The sequence below is a fragment of the Pseudomonas sp. GW821-FHT09C10 genome (assembly GCF_059418085.1).
This window is the reverse complement of the sequence record NZ_JBWKPE010000008.1, coordinates 56,810-71,259: the sequence shown is the minus strand read 5'-3', so window position 1 is coordinate 71,259 and position 14,450 is coordinate 56,810. Positions and strand designations below refer to the sequence as shown.

At 62.2% G+C, this 14,450-nt stretch carries 19 protein-coding genes; 13 read left to right on the top strand and 6 right to left on the bottom strand.

All coding sequences use genetic code 11. The annotated features are described in order from the left end of the window. The first annotated feature begins 22 nt into the window (after positions 1–22). From pyrR to AC07OT_RS16620, 3 genes are read left to right on the top strand one after another with little or no spacing between them, the layout of a single operon-like run. A complete protein-coding gene (pyrR, locus tag AC07OT_RS16630) occupies positions 23–529 on the top strand; it encodes a bifunctional pyr operon transcriptional regulator/uracil phosphoribosyltransferase PyrR (RefSeq protein WP_495108539.1) in 507 nt (168 codons plus the stop codon). Between the two features lie 24 nt (positions 530–553). Then, on the top strand, positions 554–1,558 hold the full coding sequence (locus AC07OT_RS16625; protein ID WP_027606086.1) for an aspartate carbamoyltransferase catalytic subunit: 1,005 nt from the start codon (positions 554–556) through the stop codon (positions 1,556–1,558). After that, a complete protein-coding gene (locus tag AC07OT_RS16620) occupies positions 1,555–2,826 on the top strand; it encodes a dihydroorotase (RefSeq protein WP_115485580.1) in 1,272 nt (423 codons plus the stop codon). Before AC07OT_RS16625 ends, AC07OT_RS16620 begins: the two co-directional genes overlap by 4 nt. Positions 2,827–2,879: 53 nt before the next feature. Here the strand turns inward: AC07OT_RS16620 and AC07OT_RS16615 are convergent, their stop codons facing one another. Beyond that, positions 2,880–3,308 (bottom strand): NINE protein, encoded by a 429-nt coding sequence (locus tag AC07OT_RS16615; RefSeq protein ID WP_027606088.1) that lies wholly within the window; start codon positions 3,306–3,308, stop codon positions 2,880–2,882. Positions 3,309–3,558: 250 nt separating this feature from the next. Between AC07OT_RS16615 and AC07OT_RS16610 the strand changes: the two genes are divergently transcribed. Next, the gene (locus AC07OT_RS16610; RefSeq protein ID WP_027606089.1) at positions 3,559–4,194 is read left to right on the top strand and encodes a C40 family peptidase; all 636 of its coding nucleotides are present in this window, start codon (positions 3,559–3,561) and stop codon (positions 4,192–4,194) included. A gap of 79 nt (positions 4,195–4,273) precedes the next feature. On the opposite strand, the gene AC07OT_RS16605 is transcribed toward AC07OT_RS16610, so the two are convergent. Beyond that, positions 4,274–5,308, bottom strand: coding sequence for a type IV pilus twitching motility protein PilT (locus AC07OT_RS16605; protein WP_495108538.1), 1,035 nt, complete (start codon positions 5,306–5,308; stop codon positions 4,274–4,276). A gap of 57 nt (positions 5,309–5,365) precedes the next feature. On the opposite strand from AC07OT_RS16605, the gene AC07OT_RS16600 reads away from it, so the two are divergent. The 9 genes from AC07OT_RS16600 (at position 5,366) to AC07OT_RS16560 (ending at position 12,001) form a co-directional block, all read left to right on the top strand. Further along, positions 5,366–6,052, top strand: coding sequence for a YggS family pyridoxal phosphate-dependent enzyme (locus tag AC07OT_RS16600; protein WP_495108537.1), 687 nt, complete (start codon positions 5,366–5,368; stop codon positions 6,050–6,052). A 33-nt stretch (positions 6,053–6,085) separates the two neighbouring features. Then, positions 6,086–6,904, top strand: a complete 819-nt coding sequence (gene proC / locus AC07OT_RS16595; RefSeq protein ID WP_495108536.1) for a pyrroline-5-carboxylate reductase — start codon at positions 6,086–6,088, stop codon at positions 6,902–6,904. Between the two features lie 25 nt (positions 6,905–6,929). Continuing rightward, complete coding sequence (locus AC07OT_RS16590; RefSeq protein WP_065938117.1) at positions 6,930–7,517, top strand: YggT family protein; 588 nt, start codon at positions 6,930–6,932, stop codon at positions 7,515–7,517. A gap of 126 nt (positions 7,518–7,643) precedes the next feature. Then, positions 7,644–8,783: a homoserine O-succinyltransferase MetX gene (gene metX / locus AC07OT_RS16585; RefSeq protein WP_495108535.1), complete on the top strand. Its 1,140-nt coding sequence runs from the start codon at positions 7,644–7,646 to the stop codon at positions 8,781–8,783. 7 nt (positions 8,784–8,790) lie between these two features. After that, positions 8,791–9,411, top strand: coding sequence for a methionine biosynthesis protein MetW (gene metW / locus AC07OT_RS16580; protein ID WP_017735309.1), 621 nt, complete (start codon positions 8,791–8,793; stop codon positions 9,409–9,411). 21 nt (positions 9,412–9,432) lie between these two features. After that, positions 9,433–9,867, top strand: coding sequence for a DUF4426 domain-containing protein (locus tag AC07OT_RS16575; protein ID WP_027606095.1), 435 nt, complete (start codon positions 9,433–9,435; stop codon positions 9,865–9,867). Then, entirely contained in the window at positions 9,864–10,460 is a 597-nt protein-coding gene (rdgB, locus tag AC07OT_RS16570) for an RdgB/HAM1 family non-canonical purine NTP pyrophosphatase (RefSeq protein WP_027606096.1), read from the top strand. The genes AC07OT_RS16575 and rdgB overlap by 4 nt, the downstream gene beginning before the upstream one ends. Positions 10,461–10,519: 59 nt before the next feature. Further along, a complete protein-coding gene (gene hemW / locus AC07OT_RS16565; protein ID WP_218188792.1) occupies positions 10,520–11,659 on the top strand; it encodes a radical SAM family heme chaperone HemW in 1,140 nt (379 codons plus the stop codon). A gap of 18 nt (positions 11,660–11,677) precedes the next feature. Further along, positions 11,678–12,001 carry a DUF3392 domain-containing protein gene (locus AC07OT_RS16560; protein ID WP_010207241.1) on the top strand — a complete coding sequence of 108 codons (324 nt, stop codon included), beginning with the start codon at positions 11,678–11,680 and terminating at the stop codon, positions 11,999–12,001. Positions 12,002–12,141: 140 nt separating this feature from the next. Here the strand turns inward: AC07OT_RS16560 and trmB are convergent, their stop codons facing one another. The 4 genes from trmB to AC07OT_RS16540 all read right to left on the bottom strand — a co-directional run bounded on the left by trmB (position 12,142) and on the right by AC07OT_RS16540 (position 14,384). Further along, the gene (trmB, locus tag AC07OT_RS16555; protein ID WP_027606098.1) at positions 12,142–12,867 is read right to left on the bottom strand and encodes a tRNA (guanosine(46)-N7)-methyltransferase TrmB; all 726 of its coding nucleotides are present in this window, start codon (positions 12,865–12,867) and stop codon (positions 12,142–12,144) included. 9 nt (positions 12,868–12,876) lie between these two features. Beyond that, positions 12,877–13,671 (bottom strand): thiazole synthase, encoded by a 795-nt coding sequence (locus AC07OT_RS16550; RefSeq protein ID WP_108573383.1) that lies wholly within the window; start codon positions 13,669–13,671, stop codon positions 12,877–12,879. 60 nt (positions 13,672–13,731) lie between these two features. Beyond that, positions 13,732–13,932, bottom strand: coding sequence for a sulfur carrier protein ThiS (gene thiS, locus AC07OT_RS16545; protein WP_049711100.1), 201 nt, complete (start codon positions 13,930–13,932; stop codon positions 13,732–13,734). 71 nt (positions 13,933–14,003) lie between these two features. Then, positions 14,004–14,384 carry a DUF423 domain-containing protein gene (locus tag AC07OT_RS16540; RefSeq protein WP_065938111.1) on the bottom strand — a complete coding sequence of 127 codons (381 nt, stop codon included), beginning with the start codon at positions 14,382–14,384 and terminating at the stop codon, positions 14,004–14,006. Positions 14,385–14,450 lie beyond the last annotated feature (66 nt).

Here is a 14,450-nt window from a genome sequence, read left to right as displayed (position 1 = left end):
GCAAGGCCTTGAAGGAGCCACCATGAGCCTGCCCAATCCCACCGAACTGATCCGCCAGATGGCGTTACGCCTCAAGGCGCACCTGGAACACCGTGGCATCAGCGAACCGCGCTTTATCGGCATTCGCACCGGCGGTGTGTGGGTCGCCCAAGCGTTGCTGGACGAACTGGGCAGCGACTCACCCTTGGGTACCCTGGACGTGTCCTTCTACCGCGACGACTTCAGCCAGAACGGCCTGCACCCGCAAGTGCGCCCGTCCGCCCTGCCGTTCGAGATTGAAGGCCAGCACCTGGTGCTGATCGACGACGTGCTGATGAGCGGCCGTACCATCCGCGCCGCCATGAATGAATTGTTCGATTACGGGCGCCCGGCCAGCATCACCCTGGTCTGCCTGCTGGACCTGGACGCAGGCGAACTGCCCATCAGCCCGGACGTGGTTGGCGCCACGCTGTCCCTTGAGGCCAGCCAGCGAGTAAAATTGTCCGGTCCCACGCCGCTCGAACTCGAACTGCAAGACCTTGCCCTTTAAACCGCCTTGTAAAGAGTCCCCGCGATGACGCCTCTAGATGCCAAGCGCCCGCTGCAGCTCAATGCTCAGGGCCAGTTGCAACACTTCTTGTCCCTCGACGGTTTGCCCCGCGAACTGCTCACCGAAATCCTCGACACCGCCGACTCGTTCCTCGAGGTTGGCGGCCGGGCGGTGAAGAAAGTCCCGTTGCTGCGCGGCAAGACCATCTGCAACGTGTTCTTCGAGAACTCCACCCGTACACGCACCACCTTTGAACTGGCGGCCCAACGGCTGTCGGCCGACGTGATCACGCTGAACGTGTCCACCTCGTCGGCGAGCAAGGGCGAGACCCTGCTCGACACCCTGCGCAACCTGGAAGCGATGGCCGCCGACATGTTCGTGGTGCGCCACGGCGACTCCGGTGCCGCCCACTTCATTGCCGAGCACGTGTGCCCGCAGGTGGCGATCATCAACGGCGGCGACGGCCGTCACGCCCACCCGACCCAGGGCATGCTCGACATGCTCACCATACGTCGGCACAAGGGCAGCTTTGAAAACCTCTCGGTGGCCATCGTCGGCGACATCCTGCACTCGCGGGTGGCACGCTCGAACATGCTGGCCCTGAAAACCCTGGGTTGCCCGGACATCCGCGTGATCGCACCGAAAACCCTCTTGCCCATCGGCATCGAGCAATACGGCGTGAAGGTCTACACCGACATGACCGAAGGCCTCAAGGATGTGGACGTGGTGATCATGCTGCGCCTGCAACGCGAACGCATGTCGGGTGGCCTGCTGCCGAGCGAAGGCGAGTTCTACCGCCTGTTCGGCCTGACCACCGCACGCCTGGCCGGCGCCAAGCCCGACGCCATCGTAATGCACCCGGGGCCGATCAACCGAGGCGTGGAGATTGAGTCGGCGGTGGCCGACGGCAGCCAGTCGGTGATTCTCAACCAGGTCACGTATGGCATCGCCGTGCGCATGGCGGTGTTGTCCATGGCCATGAGCGGGCAAACCGCGCAACGTCAATTCGAGCAGGAGAAGGCCCAGTGAAGCTCAGCATTCTCGGCGCCCGAGTCATCGATCCGGCCAGCGGCCTGGATCAGGTTACCGATCTGCACCTGGAGGCCGGCCGGATCATCGCCATCGGCGCCGCGCCCGGTGCTTTCAGCCCCAGCGAGACCATCGACGCCAAAGGCCTGGTGGCCGCGCCCGGCCTGGTGGACCTGAACGTCGCCCTGCGCGAGCCGGGCTACAGCCGCAAAGGCACTATCAACAGCGAAACCCGCGCGGCCGCAGCCGGTGGCGTCACCAGCCTGTGCTGCCCACCGCACACCAAGCCGGTGCTCGACACGTCGGCCGTGACCGAACTGATCCTCGACCGCGCCCGTGAAGCCGGCAATTGCAAAGTGTTCCCCATCGGCGCCCTGAGCAAAGGCCTGGAAGGCGAACAACTCGCCGAACTGATCGCCCTGCGCGACGCCGGTTGCGTGGCGTTCGGCAACGGCCTGGAGAGTTTCCGCAGCACCCGTACCCTGTGCCGCGCCCTGGAATACGCGGCCACCTTCGACTTGACGGTGATCTTCCACTCCCAGGACCGCGACCTGGCCGAAGGCGGCCTGGCCCATGAAGGTGCGGTCGCCAGCTTCCTCGGCTTGCCGGGCATTCCGGAAACCGCTGAAACCGTAGCCCTGGCCCGTGACCTGCTGCTGGTGGAACAAAGCGGCGTGCGTGCGCACTTCAGCCAACTGACCAGCGCCCGGGGCGTGGCCCTGATCGCCCAGGCCCAGGCCCGTGGCCTGCCGGTGACGGCAGACGTGGCGTTGTATCAGTTGCTGCTGACGGATGAGGCGCTGATCGACTTCTCCAGCCTTTACCACGTGCAACCGCCGCTGCGCACATTGGCCGATCGTGACGGTTTGCGTGCGGCAGTCAAATCCGGTGTGGTCTCGGCGATTTCCAGCCACCACCAGCCCCATGAGCGCGATGCCAAGCTGGCGCCGTTCGGCGCGACAGAGCCGGGCATCAGCAGCGTGGAGCTGTTGCTGCCGCTGGCGATGACGTTGGTGGAAGACGGTTTGCTGGACCTGCCGACACTGCTGGCGCGCCTGAGCGCAGGCCCGGCCGAGGCCTTGCGCCTGCCGGCGGGCAAGCTGGCGGTGGGGTCGGCGGCGGATCTGGTGCTGTTTGACCCGGCCGGCTCCACGGTTGCGGGCGAGCACTGGCTGTCCAAGGGTGAGAACTGCCCGTTCATCGGCCATAGCCTGCCGGCGAGCGTGCGCTACACCTTGGTGGATGGGCGCATCAGCTATCAGGCTTGAGCCATTAAAACCTGTAGGAGCGAGCAAGCTCGCTCCTACAGGTTATTTATGATCTACCGGCCGCCGTTGCGCTCGGCATTGCGGATCGAAACCTGGGTATTCAACGTCCAGAAGTCATACAGCACCCCCACCAGGAACAACCCGCCGGTCAGCAGGTAGATCAGGCCAGTGATCCATTTGCCCTGGTACATGCGGTGCACGCCGAACACCCCCAGAAACGCCAACAGAATCCACGCCACGTTGTATTCAATAGGCCCAGCGGTAAAACGCAGGTCCGCTTCACGGTCCATGGCCGGAATCAGGAACAGGTCGATCAGCCAGCCGATCCCCAGCAAGCCGAGGGTGAAAAACCAGATCGTTCCAGTGACCGGTTTGCCGTAATAGAAACGATGGGCACCGGTAAACCCGAAAATCCAGAGCAGGTAACCGATCACCTTGCTGTGGGTGTCTTGCTGCGGACCAACCTGTTGATAGGTGTTCATGGCGTACCTCTTTTGCTTCGATAGATAAATTTTTTCAGTTTCTTTGTGACTTTTTTACAGGCGCCCGACGTACGGCAAATGGTATCTTCCCTCCCCTGAAAGCCTTATGCCACCTGACTTGTGTAGGACAATCGCGGCGAATCGTCGCGTTTTTCCTCAGTTTGACCCCAAGGTTCAGTCGACAAACGGCCTGAGAACGACACAAAAAGCTGTTATAAAGTTGCGCGCAAACCCATAAGAGCCACGCCTAATGCGACCATTTTTAAAGACATGGCTAACCATTTGCCTGTTAATGCCACTGGCCGCCCACGCCACCAATCGTGAGCAACGACTTCCGAACGTCAACGGTTTCACCCCTAAAGTCCACAGCGCGCCCAGCACTGCCAAATCGGCAAAGCCGACCGTCAGCCGCCCGACTCAACTGAGCAAGGCCCACGGTAAAGCAGTTCCAGGCCTGATGGCAGTCAACACCAGGCAAAGCAGCACCGTCCTCAGCCGCGCCGTAAACGTGCTCGGCACTCCTTATCGTTGGGGCGGCAGCAGCCCAAGTAAAGGGTTCGACTGCAGCGGCCTGGTGAAATATGCGTTTAACGACGTAGCGGCCGTGGATCTGCCGCGCACCTCCAACGCCATGGCCGCCGGTCACGGGCAGAAGGTTGAGCGCAAGGACCTGAAACCGGGTGACCTGTTGTTCTTCAAACTGAAGAGCCGCCAGGTGAACCACGTAGCCATCTACCTGGGCAACGACCGCTTCATCCACGCACCGCGTCGTGGCAAGTCGGTCAGCATCGACACGCTGAAAAAGCCGTTCTGGGACAAGAACTACGTGATTGCCAAGCGGGTTCTGCCGAAAGAGCAGAATACCTTGCGGGTAGTACAACGCTGATCTGAAGCTGGAATGCAGTAGTACATATGGGAGGGGGCAAGCCCCCTCCCACATTTAGACCTGCTTATATCTCCCAATCTTATATATCCCCAGGCACCCTCGCCTTCTCCCGCGCCTCTTCCCGGCTGATCACGCCTTCCGTGACCAACGCCTTCAAGCTCATATCCAACGTTTTCATGCCCAACGCGCCGCCGGTCTGAATCGCCGAGACCATCTGCGCCACCTTGTCCTCACGGATCAAATTTCGAATGGCTGGCGTACCCAGCATGATTTCATGGGCCGCCACCCGCCCGCCGCCAACCTTCTTGACCAGCACCTGGGACACTACCGCCTGCAACGACTCCGACAGCATCGAGCGGACCATGGCCTTTTCCCCCGCCGGGAACACGTCCACCAGCCTGTCCACGGTCTTCGCCGCCGAGGTGGTGTGCAGGGTGCCAAATACCAGATGCCCGGTCTCAGCCGCCGTCAGGGCCAGGCGGATGGTTTCCAGGTCGCGCAGTTCGCCCACCAGGATCACGTCGGGGTCTTCGCGCAGCGCCGAACGCAAGGCCAGCGAGAAACTGTGGGTGTCGCGATGCACCTGGCGCTGGTTGATCAGGGCGATTTTCGGCGTGTGGATAAACTCGATGGGGTCTTCCAGCGTGAGGATATGCTGGCGCCGATGCTGATTGAGGTAATCGATCATCGCCGCCAGGGTAGTGGACTTGCCGGAGCCGGTGGGGCCCGTCACCAGCACCAGGCCACGCGGCAACTGGGCAATACGCCGGAATACCTCCCCCAGGCCGAGGTTTTCCAGGCTCTGGACCTTGCCCGGGATGGTGCGAAACACCGCGCCCATGCCGCGATCCTGCTGGAATACGTTCGCCCGGAACCGCGCCACGCCCGGCAACTCGAAGGCAAAATCCGTTTCAAGAGATGTTTCGAAATCCTTTTGTTGGTAGCGGTTGAGCAAAGGGCTCAATAAATCCGCCACTTGCGGGGGTGAAAGCACTGGCCAATCCAATGGCCAGACTTCGCCATCAATGCGCAGCATGGGCGCCACACCGGCCGACAAATGCAGGTCGGAAGCGCCGCGACGCACGCCGGCCTCCAGTAATTCAGTGATATCCATAGGGCTTTCCATTTCCAGTAGAATGCCGCGGACTCCATATCCACGGGCGCATCTTGAATGTCGACGATAGCAGACAACATCGGCCAGGTTAGCCAGCGCATCCGCGCCGCAGCCGACGCCGTGCAACGTGACGCAAGCAGCATCCATCTGCTGGCCGTGAGCAAGACCAAACCCGCCCAAGCCGTGCGTGAAGCCTATGCCGCCGGGGTGCGTGATTTTGGCGAAAACTACCTGCAGGAAGCCCTGGGCAAGCAGGCCGAATTAACCGACCTGCCCTTGAGTTGGCACTTCATCGGCCCCATTCAATCGAACAAGACTCGCGCCATCGCCGAGAATTTCGCTTGGGTGCATTCCGTGGACCGTCTCAAAATTGCACAACGCCTGTCCGAGCAACGCCCGGCCGAGCTGCCACCGCTGAATATCTGCATCCAGGTCAATGTCAGTGGCGAGGCCAGCAAGTCCGGCTGCACCCCCGCCGACCTGCCGGCCCTGGCCAACGCCATCAGCGCCCTGCCGCGCTTGAAGCTGCGGGGCCTGATGGCGATTCCCGAGCCGACGGACGATCGGGCCGAACAAGACGCAGCGTTCGCCAGCGTGCGCGACCTGCAAAACAGCCTGAACCTGCCGCTCGACACACTTTCCATGGGCATGAGTCACGACCTTGAGTCAGCCATCGCCCAAGGCGCCACCTGGGTGCGGATCGGTACCGCCCTGTTTGGCGCCCGCGACTACGGCCAGCCATGAAATGGCTGACATCCATCTAAGTAAGGACCTGTCATGAGCAACACGCGTATTGCCTTTATCGGCGCCGGCAACATGGCGGCCAGCCTGATCGGCGGCCTGCGAGCCAAGGGCCTGGACGCCGCGCAAATCCGCGCCAGCGACCCGGGCGCCGAGACCCGTGCCCGCGTCAGCGCCGAGCACGGTATCGAAACCTTCGTCGATAACGCCGAAGCCATCCAAGGTGTCGATGTGATCGTGCTGGCGGTCAAGCCACAGGCGATGAAGGCCGTGTGCGAAAGCCTGCGCCCAAGCCTGCAGCCGCACCAACTGGTGGTGTCCATAGCTGCCGGCATCACCTGCGCCAGCATGAACAACTGGCTCGGTGCCCAGCCGATCGTACGTTGCATGCCCAACACCCCGGCGCTGCTGCGCCAGGGCGTGAGCGGTTTGTACGCCACCCACGAGGTGACCGCCGAGCAACGTGACCAGGCCCAGGAACTGCTGTCTGCCGTGGGCATCGCCCTGTGGCTGGAACAGGAGCAGCAACTGGACGCGGTCACCGCCGTCTCGGGCAGCGGCCCGGCTTACTTCTTCCTGCTGATCGAGGCCATGACCGCCGCCGGCGTGAAACTGGGCCTGCCGCAGCAAGTCGCCGAGCAACTGGCCGAGCAAACCGCCCTGGGCGCCGCGAAAATGGCTGTCTCCAGTGAAGTGGACGCTGCCGAGTTGCGCCGCCGCGTCACTTCCCCCGGCGGCACCACGCAGGCTGCCATCGAATCGTTCCAGGCCGGGGGCTTTGAAGCCCTGGTGGAAAAAGCACTGGGTGCCGCAGCACATCGTTCGGCTGAAATGGCCGAGCAGCTGGGCAAATAGTCGTCCCCCTACGAAGGAATAAATGATGCTTGGACTCAATGACGCCGTCATCTTCATCATCCAGACCTTGGGCAGCCTGTACCTGCTGATCGTGCTGATGCGTTTTATCCTGCAACTGGTGCGGGCGAACTTCTACAACCCGCTGTGCCAATTCGTGGTGAAGGCCACGCAACCGCTGCTCAAGCCCCTGCGCCGGGTGGTCCCGAGCATGTTCGGCCTGGACATGTCGTCGCTGGTGCTGGCATTGCTGCTGCAGATCCTGCTGTTCGCGCTGGTCCTGATGCTCAAGGGCTACCTGCCTTACACCGTGCTGCTGTTGCCATGGGCACTGATCGGGATCTTCTCGTTGTTTTTGAAGATCATCTTCTGGTCGATGATCATCAGCGTGATCCTGTCCTGGGTCGCACCGGGTAGCCGCAGCCCAGGTGCCGAGCTGGTGTCTCAGATCACCGAGCCGGTGCTCGCGCCGTTCCGTCGCTGGGTCCCCAACCTCGGCGGCCTGGATATTTCGCCGATCTTCGCGTTTATCGCGATCCAGCTGATACAAGGCTGGGGCATCCCGTACCTGGCTGACTTCGCGAACATGCCCAAGTTACTGTTCGGGCTGATCTGACAGGCGAAGCAAATGCAGGAGGGGCGGTGCGACGATTCGACCGGCCCCCTCCCACATTTGGCCTTTGCTTGCCGCTGGGTGCATCGGTCTTTAGACTTACGCCTCATTTAAACGAGAGCAGGGTCGATGCCAGTTGCCTTCCCCCCCGATTCTGTTGGACTGGTCGTGCCCCAAGTGGCGCACTTCAGCGAACCGCTGGCCTTGGCCTGCGGCCGTTCGTTGCCCGCCTACGACCTGATCTATGAAACCTACGGCCAACTGAACGCCACGGCGAGCAACGCCGTGCTGATCTGCCACGCCCTCTCCGGCCATCATCACGCCGCTGGCTTCCACAGCGTTGACGAGCGCAAGCCTGGCTGGTGGGACAGTTGCATCGGCCCCGGCAAGCCCATCGACACCAACAAGTTCTTTGTCGTCAGCCTGAACAACCTCGGCGGCTGCAATGGCTCCACCGGCCCCAGCAGCCTCAACCCGGAAACCGGCAAACCATTCGGCGCCGACTTCCCCGTACTCACCGTGGAAGACTGGGTGCACAGCCAGGCGCGCCTTGCCGACCTGCTGGGCATCCGGCAATGGGCCGCGGTGATCGGCGGCAGCCTGGGCGGCATGCAGGCCCTGCAATGGACCATCACGTATCCGGATCGCGTGCGCCATTGCCTGGCCATCGCCTCGGCGCCCAAATTGTCGGCGCAGAACATCGCCTTCAACGAAGTGGCGCGCCAGGCCATCCTCACCGATCCCGAGTTCCACGGCGGTTCGTTCCAGGAAGCCGGTGTGATCCCCAAGCGCGGCTTGATGCTGGCGCGAATGGTCGGGCACATCACCTACCTGTCCGATGACTCCATGGGCGAGAAATTCGGCCGTGGCCTCAAGAGCGAGAAGCTCAACTACGACTTTCACAGCGTAGAGTTCCAGGTGGAAAGCTACCTGCGTTATCAGGGCGAGGAGTTCTCCGGGCGTTTCGACGCCAACACCTACCTGCTGATGACCAAGGCCCTGGACTACTTCGACCCGGCAGCCAACCACGACGACGACCTGGCGAAAACCTTCGAGGGCGCCACGGCCAAGTTCTGCGTCATGTCGTTTACCACCGACTGGCGCTTCTCGCCGGCCCGCTCCCGAGAGCTGGTGGATGCGCTGATGGCGGCCAAGAAAGACGTCTGCTACCTGGAGATCGATGCACCGCAAGGCCATGACGCCTTCCTGATTCCGATCCCGCGCTACCTCCAGGCTTTCAGCAACTACATGAACCGCATTACATTGTGAGAACGCCATGAGAGCCGACCTGGACATCATCCAAGACTGGATCCCCGCCGGCAGCCGCGTGCTCGACCTGGGCTGCGGCGATGGCGAACTGCTGAGCTGGCTGCGCGACAACAAGCAAGTCACCGGCTACGGCCTGGAAAACGACCCGGACAACATCGCCCAGTGCGTGGCCAAGGGCATCAACGTGATCGAGCAGGACCTGGACAAGGGCCTGGGCAACTTCGCCAGCAACAGCTTCGATATCGTGGTGATGACCCAGGCCCTGCAAGCGGTGCACTACCCGGACCGCATCCTCGACGAAATGCTGCGCGTGGGTCGCCAGTGCATCATCACCTTCCCCAACTTCGGGCACTGGCGCTGCCGCTGGTACCTGGCGACCAAGGGCCGCATGCCGGTCTCGGACTTCCTGCCGTACACCTGGTACAACACGCCGAACATTCACTTCTGCACTTTCGAAGACTTCGAAGCCCTGTGTGGCGAGCGTGAAGCCAAGGTGATCAACCGCCTGGCCGTCGATCAACAGCATCGTCACGGCTGGGCAAGCAAGCTATGGCCCAATCTGTTGGGCGAAATTGGTATCTACCGGGTCAGCAGCCCTGGCCTGACGGATCACAAGATTGCCGTCTAATCATTTTCAAGAGGGACGATCATGAGTCGCTTGGCTATTTTTCTACTGACTGCATGCCTGGGCGCCAGCGCCATGGCGGCGGACACTATCGACGCTAATCGCAAGAAAGACTTCGGTGATATCACCGTTCATTACAACACCTTCACCTCCAGCTTCCTGCAGCCGGAAACCGCCCAGAAAGTCGGCGTGGTGCGCAGCAAGGAGAAGGGCTTGATCAATGTGACCGTGATCAAGGGCGTAACCCCGGTGGCAGCGCAGGTGACAGGCACCATCAAGGACCTGGGCGGCAAGAGCGAGATCCTGACGTTCAAGCAAATCGACGAGAAAGGCGGGATCAATTACCTCGCGCCGTACTCCGTGACGCAGCGGGAATACAAGACGTTTACCATCAATGTGGAAACCGGCGGCAAAGCCCATAGCTTCCAATTCAACCAGGAACTGTTTCCGGCGGAATGATGAACCTTACTCAACTCGTACTGGCCAGCCATAACGCCGGCAAGCTCAAAGAACTCCAGGCCATGCTCGGCGAATCCGTGCAGTTGCGCTCGATCGGCGAGTTCAGCCAGGTGGAGCCGGAAGAGACCGGCCTGTCGTTCGTCGAGAACGCCATCCTCAAGGCGCGCAATGCCGCACGCATCTCGGGCCTTCCGGCGCTGGCGGATGACTCGGGGCTGGCAGTGGACTTTCTTGGCGGCGCCCCTGGCATCTATTCGGCGCGTTATGCCGACGGCAAGGGCGACGCGGCCAACAACGCCAAGCTGCTGGACGCGCTCAAGGACGTGCCGGACGCGATGCGCGGCGCGCAGTTCGTCTGTGTGCTGGCCTTGGTGCGGCATGCCGATGACCCGCTGCCGATCCTCTGCGAAGGCCTGTGGCACGGGCGCATCCTGCACGCTGCCAGCGGTGAGCACGGTTTTGGCTATGACCCGCTGTTCTGGGTGCCGGAGCGCAATGTCTCCAGTGCCGAATTGAGTCCGGCCGACAAGAACCAGATCAGCCACCGCGCCCGCGCAATGGATTTGCTGCGCCAGCGCCTGGGCTTGAAATGACCCGGAACACCTCCGCGCAGCCGCTGATCCACGGTGGCGCGCAAACACCTCGGGCGGCCATGCCGGTGCTGCCGCCCCTGGCGCTGTACATCCACATTCCGTGGTGCGTGCGCAAATGCCCTTATTGCGACTTCAACTCCCACACCGCCAGCAAGGTGCTGCCGGAAGAAGAGTATGTGGACGCCTTGCTGGCCGACCTCGATCAGGACCTGCACGCGGTGTATGGGCGCGAACTGAGTTCGATCTTCTTCGGCGGCGGCACGCCAAGCCTGTTCAGCGCTGCGGCGCTGGGCCGATTGCTCAAAGGCGTGGAAGCACGCGTCCCGTTTGCCGCCGACATCGAGATCACCCTGGAAGCCAACCCCGGCACGTTCGAGCAAGAGAAGTTCGTCGCCTACCGCACGCTGGGGATCAACCGGCTGTCCATCGGCATCCAGAGCTTCCAGCAGGAAAAGCTCCAGGCCCTGGGCCGTATCCACAACGGCGACGAGGCCGTACGCGCCGCCGGAATGGCGCGCCAGGCCGGGTTCGACAACTTCAACCTGGATCTGATGCACGGCTTGCCCGATCAGTCCCTGGACGATGCGTTAAGCGACCTGCGCCAGGCTATCGCGCTCAAACCCACACACCTGTCCTGGTACCAGTTGACCCTGGAACCCAACACCGTGTTCTGGAACCAGCCACCCGCGCTGCCGGAAGACGATACCCTGTGGGACATCCAGGAAGCGGGCCAGGCGCTGCTGGCCGAACACGGTTACGCACAATACGAAGTGTCGGCCTACGCCCAGCCCGGGCGCCCGGCGCGACATAACCTCAACTACTGGAGCTTCGGCGACTTTATCGGCATCGGCGCCGGGGCCCACGGCAAGCTCAGCCATCCGGACGGGCGCATTGTGCGCACCTGGAAGACCCGCGCGCCGAAGGACTACCTCAACCCGGCCAAAAGCTTCCAGGCCGGGGCGAAGGAGCTGACCAACGAAGAGTTGCCGTTCGAGTTCCTGATGAACGCTCTGCGCCTCACCGAGGGCGTCGACGCCACGCTCTATGCCGAGCGCACCGGCCTCGACCTGGCGAGTCTCGACGAGGCGCGGCGCGAGGCAGAACAAAGTGGCTTAATGCAGGTCGAACCGTCACGCCTGGCGGCCACCGACCGCGGGCAACTCTTTCTCAATGACCTGTTGCAGAAGTTTTTGAGCTGATCGCTCTAAGGAAATCGAATGGATCTGGTACTCGACCTGCTCGCCACCGTATCCCGCTGGAGCCGCAGCAACCTGTCGGAAATATCCCTGGCCCTTGTGGGCTGTTTGCTGGTGCTGTTTGGCGCCGACATCAAGGGCTGGGTCGAAGCACGCCTGGGCAGCGTTGCCGGCGCGTTGCGCGTACCGTTAATGGCCCTGCTGTGCATGATCGGCAGCGGTGCGGCGCTGATCTATGCGACGCCGTGGATTGTGCGGGGGTTGAGCCAGTTCAATAACTACAGCCTGGCGCCGGTGTTGGTGGTGGTGCTGGTGCTGATTGGCGTCGTCGCCGATCGCCGCTGACCTCAAATCCAACACAAAACAACTGTGGGAGGGGGCTTGCCCCCGATAGCTGAGGGTCAGTCGACATCAAAGTGACTGATCCACCGCTATCGGGGGCAAGCCCCCTCCCACATTGAATTGCATTTCAAGTCAGTGGCGAGTTACGCCAGCTTCTCGAACTTCAAATCCCACACCCCATGCCCCAAGCGCTCGCCACGCCGCTCGAACTTGGTGATCGGGCGTTCGGCCGGGCGTGGTACGCATTTGCCGTCTTGCGCCAGGTTGCGGTAGCCAGGGGCAACGTCCATCACTTCCAGCATGTATTCGGCATAGGGTTCCCAGTCGGTAGCCATATGCAGGATACCGCCGACTTTCAGCTTGCTGCGCACCAGCTCCGCGAAGGAAGCCTGGACGATGCGGCGCTTGTGGTGACGGCTCTTGTGCCATGGGTCGGGGAAGAACAGCATCAGGCGGTCGAGGCTGTTGTCGGCAATGCAGCGGTTAAGCACTTCGATCGCGTCGCAGTCATAGACCCGCAGGTTGGTCAGGCCTTGAGTCAGCACGCCATTAAGCAGCGCACCGACACCTGGGCGGTGGACTTCCACGCCGATGAAATCCTGTTCCGGCGAGGCTGCGGCCATTTCCAGCAGGGAGTGACCCATGCCGAAACCGATTTCCAGGGAACGCGGGGCCGAACGGCCGAACACCTGGTCATAGTCCACCGGCGCATCGGCCAGGGGCAGGACGAACAGCGGCGTACCTTGCTCCAGGCCCTTTTGCTGGCCCTCGGTCATGCGGCCGGCGCGCATCACAAAACTCTTGATGCGGCGGTGCTTGGACTCGTCGCCTTCTTCCACGGTGTTCGGCGTTTCGTTTGATTCAGTCATCAATGGCTCTTACTTGATCAGACCATCCAGCGGCGAAGAGGCGCTGGCGTAGAGTTTTTTTGGCATGCGCCCGGCGAGGTAGGCCAGGCGGCCGGCGACGATGGCGTGTTTCATGGCTTCAGCCATCAGCACCGGTTGCTGGGCATGGGCGATGGCCGAGTTCATCAGCACCGCTTCACAGCCCAGTTCCATGGCGATGGTGGCGTCGGAGGCGGTACCGACACCGGCGTCCACCAAGACCGGGATCTTGGCTTCTTCGAGGATGATCTGCAGGTTGTACGGATTGCAGATACCCAGCCCGGAACCGATCAGGCCGGCCAGCGGCATCACGGCGATACAGCCGATTTCGGCCAGTTGGCGGGCGATGATCGGGTCATCGCTGGTGTAGACCATCACGTCAAAACCTTCCTTGACCAGGGTTTCTGCGGCCTTGAGGGTTTCGATCACGTTGGGGAACAGGGTTTTCTGGTCGGCCAGCACTTCCAGCTTGACCAGGTTGTGGCCGTCGAGCAGTTCACGGGCCAGGCGGCAGGTGCGCACGGCCTCGATGGCGTCGTAGCACCCGGCGGTGTTCGGCAGGAAGGTGTAGCGATCCGGCGACAGCACGTCGAGCAGGTTCGGTTCGCCTTCGATCTGGCCGAGGTTGGTGCGGCGCACGGCGAAGGTCACGATCTCGGCGCCCGAGGCTTCGATGGCCTGGCGGGTTTCTTCCATGTCGCGGTACTTGCCGGTGCCGACCAGCAGACGGGACTGGTAGGTACGACCGGCCAGAACGAAGGGCTTGTCGCTACGAACGATGCTCATGGGAAATCCTCGAAATGGGGTGAGGTTCTGCAGAATCCGGGGCTACATACACGCGTGGGACTAGCCACCGCCGATGGCGTGGACCACCTCGACCTGGTCACCCTCGGTGAGCGTGGTCTCGGCGTGCTGGCTACGCGGGACGATATCCAGGTTGAGCTCCACTGCGACGCGACGCCCGGTCAGGTCCAGGCGGGTCAGCAGGGCCGCAACGGTTTCACCGTCGGGCAGTTCAAGGGATTCGCCGTTCAACTGAATGCGCATGCCACGGGCCGCCATCGTTTTTAGGGGCCAGCATTCTAGCTCGATTGGCACCTGAAGGTCAGCTCCAAGCGTCAAGCGGTCAGTTGCATGCGCCAGGCAGCCAGGCCCAGGAAGAACCAACCCAGCAGGAACGCCAACCCGCCGAAGGGCGTGATGATGCCGAGTTTGCTGATCCCCGTGGTGGTCAGCACGTACAGGCTGCCGGAGAACAGCAGGATACCGACGACAAAGGACACGCCCGCCCACGTCACCAGGCGCCCCGGAATATGCGCCAGCAGCAGCGCCACGCCGAACAGCGCCAGGGTGTGCACCAACTGATAAGTCACGCCGGTGTGAAAGATCGCCAGGTACTCGGCGCTCAGGCGACTTTTCAGGCCGTGGGCGGCGAACGCACCGAGGGCGACACCGGTGAAGCCGAAAAAGGCAGCCAGCATCAGAAAGCTACGCAGCATGAGGAACTCCAGTCAGACTCATTGGGCAGGGTCTGTATAATGGCCCGCTCAACGGGTTCGGCCAAG

Bases quoted from the DNA above. Each gene is read 5' to 3' on its own strand.
- AC07OT_RS16600 (WP_495108537.1), top strand. From the start codon at position 5,366: ATGTCGACGATAGCAGACAACATCGGCCAGGTTAGCCAGCGCATCCGC.
- rdgB (WP_027606096.1), top strand. From the start codon at position 9,864: ATGATGAACCTTACTCAACTCGTACTGGCCAGCCATAACGCCGGCAAG.
- AC07OT_RS16605 (WP_495108538.1), bottom strand. From the start codon at position 5,308: ATGGATATCACTGAATTACTGGAGGCCGGCGTGCGTCGCGGCGCTTCC.
- AC07OT_RS16540 (WP_065938111.1), bottom strand. From the start codon at position 14,384: ATGCTGCGTAGCTTTCTGATGCTGGCTGCCTTTTTCGGCTTCACCGGT.
- AC07OT_RS16575 (WP_027606095.1), top strand. From the start codon at position 9,433: ATGAGTCGCTTGGCTATTTTTCTACTGACTGCATGCCTGGGCGCCAGC.
- AC07OT_RS16550 (WP_108573383.1), bottom strand. From the start codon at position 13,671: ATGAGCATCGTTCGTAGCGACAAGCCCTTCGTTCTGGCCGGTCGTACC.
- pyrR (WP_495108539.1), top strand. From the start codon at position 23: ATGAGCCTGCCCAATCCCACCGAACTGATCCGCCAGATGGCGTTACGC.
- AC07OT_RS16560 (WP_010207241.1), top strand. From the start codon at position 11,678: ATGGATCTGGTACTCGACCTGCTCGCCACCGTATCCCGCTGGAGCCGC.
- AC07OT_RS16625 (WP_027606086.1), top strand. From the start codon at position 554: ATGACGCCTCTAGATGCCAAGCGCCCGCTGCAGCTCAATGCTCAGGGC.
- thiS (WP_049711100.1), bottom strand. From the start codon at position 13,932: ATGCGCATTCAGTTGAACGGCGAATCCCTTGAACTGCCCGACGGTGAA.
- metX (WP_495108535.1), top strand. From the start codon at position 7,644: ATGCCAGTTGCCTTCCCCCCCGATTCTGTTGGACTGGTCGTGCCCCAA.
- proC (WP_495108536.1), top strand. From the start codon at position 6,086: ATGAGCAACACGCGTATTGCCTTTATCGGCGCCGGCAACATGGCGGCC.
- trmB (WP_027606098.1), bottom strand. From the start codon at position 12,867: ATGACTGAATCAAACGAAACGCCGAACACCGTGGAAGAAGGCGACGAG.
- AC07OT_RS16590 (WP_065938117.1), top strand. From the start codon at position 6,930: ATGCTTGGACTCAATGACGCCGTCATCTTCATCATCCAGACCTTGGGC.
- hemW (WP_218188792.1), top strand. From the start codon at position 10,520: ATGCCGGTGCTGCCGCCCCTGGCGCTGTACATCCACATTCCGTGGTGC.
- AC07OT_RS16610 (WP_027606089.1), top strand. From the start codon at position 3,559: ATGCGACCATTTTTAAAGACATGGCTAACCATTTGCCTGTTAATGCCA.
- AC07OT_RS16615 (WP_027606088.1), bottom strand. From the start codon at position 3,308: ATGAACACCTATCAACAGGTTGGTCCGCAGCAAGACACCCACAGCAAG.
- metW (WP_017735309.1), top strand. From the start codon at position 8,791: ATGAGAGCCGACCTGGACATCATCCAAGACTGGATCCCCGCCGGCAGC.